Genomic DNA, 6,781 nt, shown 5'->3' with positions numbered 1-6,781 from the left:
GCATCCTCACCAACCGCGACGTGCGCTTCGCGACGCATCCGGCCCAGCCCGTCTCCGAGCTGATGACCCGCGACCGGCTGATCACGGTGCGCGAGGGCGTTGACGCGGATGTCGAGGGGCGCACGCCGGGCGAGCGCCTTCAGTTCCGGCAGGAGATCGGCGCCGAGGATCGCCTCCAGCTGCGGCAGCACCCATTCGGGGACGTCGCCCGCGACGTGTGGCGGCGCGTCGGCGAGGTTTCCCTCGGCCAAGCGCCGTGCCTCGTCGTCGTTGAGCTTCTTCGGCGCGAAACCCTCGCCGCTGAACAGCGCCGCGATCGAGGGGGCGGCGAGACCCTGCTGCAGCCGCAGCGACCCGAGCAGCACCGCGCGCGGGCTGTCGTCGCCCATGATCCAGGCGGCCGAGGACCGTCGCCGCAGGGCGTCGTAGACGAGGCTGGCGATGCCGCCGCGGTCGCCCGATCCGGCGAAGCGGTGGCTCAGGCCCCAATCCTTGAGGGCGTCGGCGGCCGGTCGGCGACGACCGGCGATGTCGGCGAGCACCTCGATGGCGGCGGCGCAGCGGGCGGCTGGAGTCAGGACGGTCTCCTTTGGCGGATGAAGGCGTGTCGCGAGCGCGATAGACCCGCAGCGCCCCGCCTGTCGAAGGAAATCCGCGTGGCCACGATACGGCCACGCTTAACCCGCGCCGCGGACACGATACGGCCGAGCTTCCGGCACGATCGGCGCTCAGACCTGCAGGCTCCGACGGAACCCGCCGTCGCGAAGGCCGGAAGAACCCATGTCGCCCGTGATCCACCTCAGCCTCGCCGGCATCGTGATGCTGGCGGTCGCCGCCTGCTCCACCGCACCGGCCGCTCCCGACCTGACGCCGCCGCCGCGGCGCCCGCTCGATGCCAAGACGCAGCTCGAATACGGCAACCCGCCCCCGCCTCCCGGCCCGCGCTACTGAAGGATATCCGGATCTCGGCCCGCGCGGGCCGAGATCTCAGGCCGCCTGTTCGCGGGCGCGGCGGCGCTCATAGGTCTTGAGGCCGGTGAAGACCCGCTCGAGATGCGGCAGCACGGTGTCCGGCGTGACCGAGCGCCCGCGGGCGATCAGGTCGCCGACGACGTGGTCGGCCTCGATCCGGCCCCTGCCCTCGATGTCGCGCAGCATCGAGGCGGTGAGCGGCGCGCCTTCCGTGGTCAGCATGGTCCGGGCCTGGGCCGCCACCTTCTCGCGCGGCGCGAATCCGTTCGCCGCGGCGATGGCGAGGCATTCGTCGTGCAGGCCGGCGATGAAGTCGCGGCCGCCCTCGGCCCCGACGATGTCGCCGACGGTGCCGCGCATCAGGGTGGTCGCGCCGGCCAGCGTGGCGAGGAACACCCACTTCTCCCACATCTCCAGCACGATCCTGTCGGACAGGCGCGGCTGGAACTTCACGTCCCGCATCAGCGTCTCGATCGCGTCGCAGCGCTCGGATCGGGAGCCGTCGCGCTCGCCGAAGGTCAGCGTGCAGAAGTCGCTCATGTGGCGGATTGCGCCCTCAGGCCCCAGCGTCGCCGCGATGGCGCAGGAGCCGCCGAGCACGCTGGCCGCGCCGAAGCGCGCGTCCAGCGCGTCGAGATGCGCCATCCCGTTGAGGATCGGCAGGATGGCGGTGCCTTCCCCCACCGCCGGCGCGAGGTCGTCGAGGGCGCCGGCGAGGTCGTAGGCCTTGCACGAGAGCAGGACGAGGTCGAAGCCGCCGGCCGCGGGCAGCGCGGCCGCCGTGACGGTCTTGGGCGCGGCGAGATGCAGGTCGCCGAGCTTGCTTTCCACGACGAGCCCGTTCGCCGCGAGCTTGTCCGCGCGCGCCGGGCGGACGAGGAAGGTCACGTCGCGCCCGGCCTCCGCGAGCCGCGCCCCGTAATAGCCGCCGGTCGCCCCGGCCCCGACCACCAGCACCCGCATCGTCGCTCTCCGAAACACCGTTTCCCGCCGGACCCGCCCGTGACGCCGCCCCGCCTCAGGTGCGCGAGGGGTAGTTCGGGCTCTCGCGGGTGATCGTCACGTCGTGGACGTGGCTCTCGCGCAGGCCGGCATTGGTGATGCGGATGAACTGCGCGCGCTCCTGGAACTCCGGCACGCTCGGGGCGCCGACATAGCCCATGGCGGCGCGCAGGCCGCCGGCGAGCTGGTGCAGGACGGCCGCCACCGGGCCCTTGTACGGCACCTGCCCCTCGATGCCCTCGGGCACGAGCTTGTGGGTGTCGTTGACCTCGGCCTGGAAGTAGCGGTCGGCCGAGCCGCGGGCCATCGCGCCGACCGAGCCCATGCCGCGGTAGCTCTTGTAGGAGCGGCCCTGGTACAGGAACACCTCACCGGGGGCCTCGTCCGTGCCGGCGAGCAGCGAGCCGAGCATCGCCACCGAGGCGCCGGCGGCGATCGCCTTGGCGAGGTCGCCGGAATACTTGATGCCGCCGTCGGCGATCACCGGGATGCCGGCGTCGTGAGCGGCCTCGACCGCCTCCATGATCGCGGTGAGCTGCGGCACGCCGACGCCGGCGACGATGCGGGTGGTGCAGATCGAGCCCGGCCCGATGCCGACCTTCACCGCGTCCGCGCCCGCGTCGATCAGCGCCTGCGTGCCCTCGCGGGTCGCGACGTTGCCGGCGATGACCTGCACGGCGTTGGAGAGCTGCTTCACCCGGCGCACGCTGTCGAGCACCTTGATCGAGTGGCCGTGCGCGGTGTCGACCACGATCACGTCGCAGCCGGCATCGATCAGGCGCTCGGCCCGCTCGAAGCCCTGGTCGCCGGTGGTGGTGGCCGCCGCGACCCGCAGCCGGCCCTGCTCGTCCTTGACCGCCTTCGGGTAGGTGACCTGCTTCTCGATGTCCTTGACCGTGATCAGGCCGATGCAGCGGAAGTGATCGTCGACCACGAGCAGCTTCTCGATCCGGAACTGGTGCAGGAGGTGCTTGGCCTCGTCCTGCGTCACGCCCTCGCGCACCGTGATCAGCCGGTCGCGGGTCATCAGCTCGGAGACGGGCTGGGCCGGATGCGTCGCGAAGCGCACGTCGCGGTTGGTGAGGATGCCGACGAGCTTGCCGCGCGAGCCGTTCGGGCCGCGCTCGACCACCGGGATGCCGGAGATGCGGTTGGCCTTCATCACCTCGAAGGCGTCGGCCAGGGTCTCGTCGGGATGGATGGTGATCGGGTTGAGCACCATGCCCGACTCGTACTTCTTGACGAGGCGGACCTGCTCGGCCTGCTCCGCCGGCTCGAGGTTGCGGTGGATGACGCCGAGGCCGCCGTTCTGGGCCATGGCGATCGCCATCGGCGCCTCGGTGACGGTGTCCATCGCCGAGGCGACGATCGGCAGGTTCAGGCTGATGGTGCGCGTCAGCTGCGTCGCGACGTTGACCTCGGTCGGCATCACCGACGAGGCGGCCGGACGCAGGAGGACGTCGTCGAAGGTCAGGCCCTCGATGATCGAAGCGGAGCTGATACGGGCCATGAGCCAACGGTCCTGAAGGGCTGCCGGGCCGACGCGAGATCGGGTTCGGCATGGAGCGGGTTGGCACGGGCCAGTATCATGCGGTGGGGTGCCCGCAAAGGCGGCAACCCGGCGCGGCACGGGATAAACCCCGCGTGGGCCGGTTGCGTCCGCCGCATGGCGTCCGCGACCGCCCTTCCCGCCTCAGCGGACGCGCGGCCCCTTGTCGGAATAGTCCGGCGGCAGGCCGATGTAGTCGGTGAGGATCCCATCGAGGCCGGGCGCCCGGCCGAACGCCTCGCAATCGGGGTCGAGGGGCGCCTCGCCGAGCGTGGTCACCCGGATGCGGTTCCAGTTCGGCAGGGTCAGCGGCGCCTTGAACGGGTCCTCGCCGGTGGCGAGGTAGAACCCGAAATCCTGGCCGAAATCGCCGGCGAGATCGTAGGCGTCGCTGATGTGCGAGTAGCGCGGCTGGCTCGTGAACGAGTTGGCCGCCCCGCCCCAGACCATCGCCGCCCGCTGCTCGTGGCGGCGGTCGAGCGCCTCGGCTTCGACGGTGAGGCTTCCGAGCCCGATCGGCACCCGCGGGATCGGGATGCGCCCGAGGCCCTCGGCGAAGCCGATGCCGACCTGGCCGGCGACGGTGACGGCGGCGGAGGTGCCGATGGTGGCGCCGGCGCCGATCAGGTTGGTCGGGTCGACGCGGGTCACCTGGGCGCGCACGGTCAGGTCGGCGCTGCGGCTCGACACCACGTCGTAGCGCAGCGACAGCTCGTAGCAGAGCGCGCGGTCGGCGTTGTTGGCGACCAGCCTGCGCTCCGCATCGCTGATGCCGACCGCACCGGAGACGTTGGCCGGGAACTGCGTCGGGATGATCCGGACGGTCCTGGTCCGGGCGAGCGCGTCGGCGTCGGCGTAGAGGCGCGCCGTGGTCGAGGCCTCGGTGCTGGCCCGGAGTCGGTCGTAGCGGCTGAGCGAGCCGACATCGTTGAGGAGCACGGTGCCACAGGCGCCGAGGACGAACATCACCGCGGAGGCGGCGACGAGCCGCGGCAGCGATCGGGGCAGTGTCGACGGACGAAGCATCCTGTCACTTTCGCGGGTGTCGCCGCGTCGTCCCGGGCGCCGCCGCCGAGGAGCGGGGCGCCGCGCGGGGACACGGCATCGTTACCGTAAAGCTTAAGGCCGATCCGGCCTGCTCGGAAGGGTTGCGGCGCGGTTCAGCCATGTTCGGAAACAAAGCGTGGCCGATCCGCCACGGATCGACCGGGCGCACATCCCGTGTCAAGCGCTGCGCCGCACGCCCGGCCGTCGCCACGATGCCGGGTGCCCCGAACGCTTGCCCGGCCCGATGCGCGCATCCCAGATCGTCCCCCTCGTCGTCGCCACCGCCCTGTTCATGGAGAACACCGACTCGACGGTGATCGCCACGGCGCTGCCGACCATCGCTCAGAGCCTCGGCGAGGACCCGATCGCCCTGAAGCTCGCGCTGACCGCCTACCTCGTCAGCCTGGCGATCTTCATCCCCATCAGCGGCTGGATGGCCGACCGCTACGGATCGCGCACGGTGTTCCGCGCGGCGATCGCGGTGTTCATGGCGGGCTCCGTCGCCTGCGCCGTCTCGAGCGGGCTCGCCGGCTTCGTCGGCGCCCGGTTCCTGCAGGGCTTGGGGGGCGCGATGATGGTGCCCGTCGGCCGCCTGGTGATCCTGCGCAGCGTGCCGAAGGCCGAGCTCGTCTCGGCGCTGGCCTACCTGACGATCCCGGCGCTGATCGGCCCGATCATGGGGCCGCCGCTCGGCGGCCTGATCACCACCTATCTCGACTGGCGCTGGATCTTCTTCATCAACATTCCGATCGGCGTCGTCGGGATCGTGCTCGCGACCCTGTTCTTCGAGGACGTGCGCGAGCCCGAGCGCCCGCCGCTCGATCTCGTCGGCTTCGCCATGCTCGGGCCGGGGCTCGCCGCGCTGATGCTGGGGCTGGCCTCGACCGGCCGCCACCTGCTGCCGGCCTGGATGTCCTGGGCGAGCCTCGGCGGCGGCGCGGTGCTGCTCGCGCTCTACTTCCGGCACTCGCGGCGCATGGCGCATCCGATCCTGCGCCTCGACCTCATGCGTCATCCGACCTTCCGCATCGCGGTGGTCGGCGGCAGCCTGTTCCGCATCGGCACCGGCGCGATCCCGTTCCTGCTGCCGCTGATGCTCCAGGTCGGCTTCGGGCTCGATCCGCTGCAATCGGGTCTGATCACCTTCGCCGCGGCGGCCGGCGCGATGTTCGTGAAGACGATCGGCCCGCGGATCCTGCGCCGCTACGGCTTCCGACCGGTGATGGTGGCGAACGCCGTCCTCGCCGCGCTCTTCCTCGCGGTGAACGGCCTCTACACCGCCGACACCCCGCATTGGCTGATGCTCGGGATCCTATTCATCGGCGGCTGCCTGCGCTCGATCCAGTTCACCTGCGTGAACGCCATCGCCTACGCCGACCTCGAGAAGTCCGAGATGAGCGCGGGCACGAGCCTCGCCAGCGTCGCGCAGCAGATCTCCTTGAGCCTCGGCGTGACGCTCGGCGCCCTGGCGCTCGAAGGCGCCGCCGAATGGCATGGCCGCAGCGCGATCATGGCGGCGGATTTCGGCCCGGCCTTCTTCGCCGTCGCGCTGATCTCGGCGGTCTCGGTCTTCGCCTTCCGCCAGCTCGCGCCGGATGCGGGCGCCGAGGTCTCGGGCCGGATGATCGCGCGTGCCGCGCCCGCCGCCGCACCAGGCCGGCCATAGGTGCAGGCTCCCCTCCCACGGTCCGCTCGCGGAGGCTGCGCGTGAACGTCTCGATCCTGCAACCGCTGATCGCTCAGATCGGGCTGATCGTGGCGCTCTACGTCTGGCTGTCCGTGGCGCGCCTGCGCGCCGTGAGCCGCGGCGAGGTCGCGTACGACGCCTTCGTCCTCGGTCGCGACGAGCCGCGGCCGATCGCGCGGATCACCCGCAACCTCGCCAACCAGTTCGAGCTGCCGGTGCTGATGGTCGGCTGCGTCGCGCTTCTGGCAGCTTTCTGGCGAGGTCGGGCGGTTCGACGTCGCCTGCGCCTGGCTGTTCGTCGCCGGCCGGGTCGTGCACACGGCGGTGCAGACCCTGACCGACGACGTGAAGCTGCGCGGACGCGTCTTCGGGATCAATTTCGTGGCGTTCCTCGGGATCGCCGGGCACCTCGGCCTGATCGCCCTGGGGTCGCGGTAGGCCGCTCGGAGCGCATGCTCCGGCGCGGCCGCCTCAGGCGGCCTTGGCCCGGCGCGGCCGGTTTGCGTTGGCGCTCGCCTTCGGGG

At 71.6% G+C, this 6,781-nt stretch carries 6 protein-coding genes and 1 pseudogene; 3 read left to right on the top strand and 4 right to left on the bottom strand.

Translation table 11 applies throughout. From position 1 onward, the window contains the following. Window positions 1-92 precede the first annotated feature (92 nt). Window positions 93-578: pseudogene (locus tag FV223_RS16825) on the bottom strand (MFS transporter); the annotation flags it as partial. Between the two features lie 202 nt (window positions 579-780). On the opposite strand from FV223_RS16825, the gene FV223_RS30530 reads away from it, so the two are divergent. Further along, entirely contained in the window at window positions 781-951 is a 171-nt protein-coding gene (locus FV223_RS30530; RefSeq protein WP_187274644.1) for a hypothetical protein, read from the top strand. A gap of 36 nt (window positions 952-987) precedes the next feature. Here FV223_RS30530 and panE read toward each other — a convergent pair whose 3' ends face one another. The 3 genes from panE to FV223_RS16810 all read right to left on the bottom strand — a co-directional run bounded on the left by panE (window position 988) and on the right by FV223_RS16810 (window position 4,549). Beyond that, complete coding sequence (gene panE, locus FV223_RS16820; protein WP_147728109.1) at window positions 988-1,935, bottom strand: 2-dehydropantoate 2-reductase; 948 nt, start codon at window positions 1,933-1,935, stop codon at window positions 988-990. A gap of 55 nt (window positions 1,936-1,990) precedes the next feature. Beyond that, window positions 1,991-3,484, bottom strand: a complete 1,494-nt coding sequence (gene guaB / locus FV223_RS16815) for an IMP dehydrogenase (protein ID WP_147728108.1) — start codon at window positions 3,482-3,484, stop codon at window positions 1,991-1,993. 183 nt (window positions 3,485-3,667) lie between these two features. Further along, window positions 3,668-4,549 (bottom strand): DUF3313 domain-containing protein, encoded by an 882-nt coding sequence (locus FV223_RS16810; RefSeq protein ID WP_147728107.1) that lies wholly within the window; start codon window positions 4,547-4,549, stop codon window positions 3,668-3,670. 265 nt (window positions 4,550-4,814) lie between these two features. Here FV223_RS16810 and FV223_RS16805 point away from each other — a divergent pair, with 265 nt between their 5' ends. Beyond that, the gene (locus tag FV223_RS16805) at window positions 4,815-6,236 is read left to right on the top strand and encodes an MFS transporter (protein ID WP_147728106.1); all 1,422 of its coding nucleotides are present in this window, start codon (window positions 4,815-4,817) and stop codon (window positions 6,234-6,236) included. 312 nt (window positions 6,237-6,548) lie between these two features. Continuing rightward, window positions 6,549-6,695 carry a hypothetical protein gene (locus FV223_RS31855; protein WP_348644801.1) on the top strand — a complete coding sequence of 49 codons (147 nt, stop codon included), beginning with the start codon at window positions 6,549-6,551 and terminating at the stop codon, window positions 6,693-6,695. Window positions 6,696-6,781 lie beyond the last annotated feature (86 nt).

The sequence above is a fragment of the Methylobacterium sp. WL116 genome (assembly GCF_008039455.1).
Taxonomy (GTDB): domain Bacteria; phylum Pseudomonadota; class Alphaproteobacteria; order Rhizobiales; family Beijerinckiaceae; genus Methylobacterium.
Note: the sequence above shows the minus strand (reverse complement) of the source record. Positions and strands in the feature narration are given on the sequence as shown.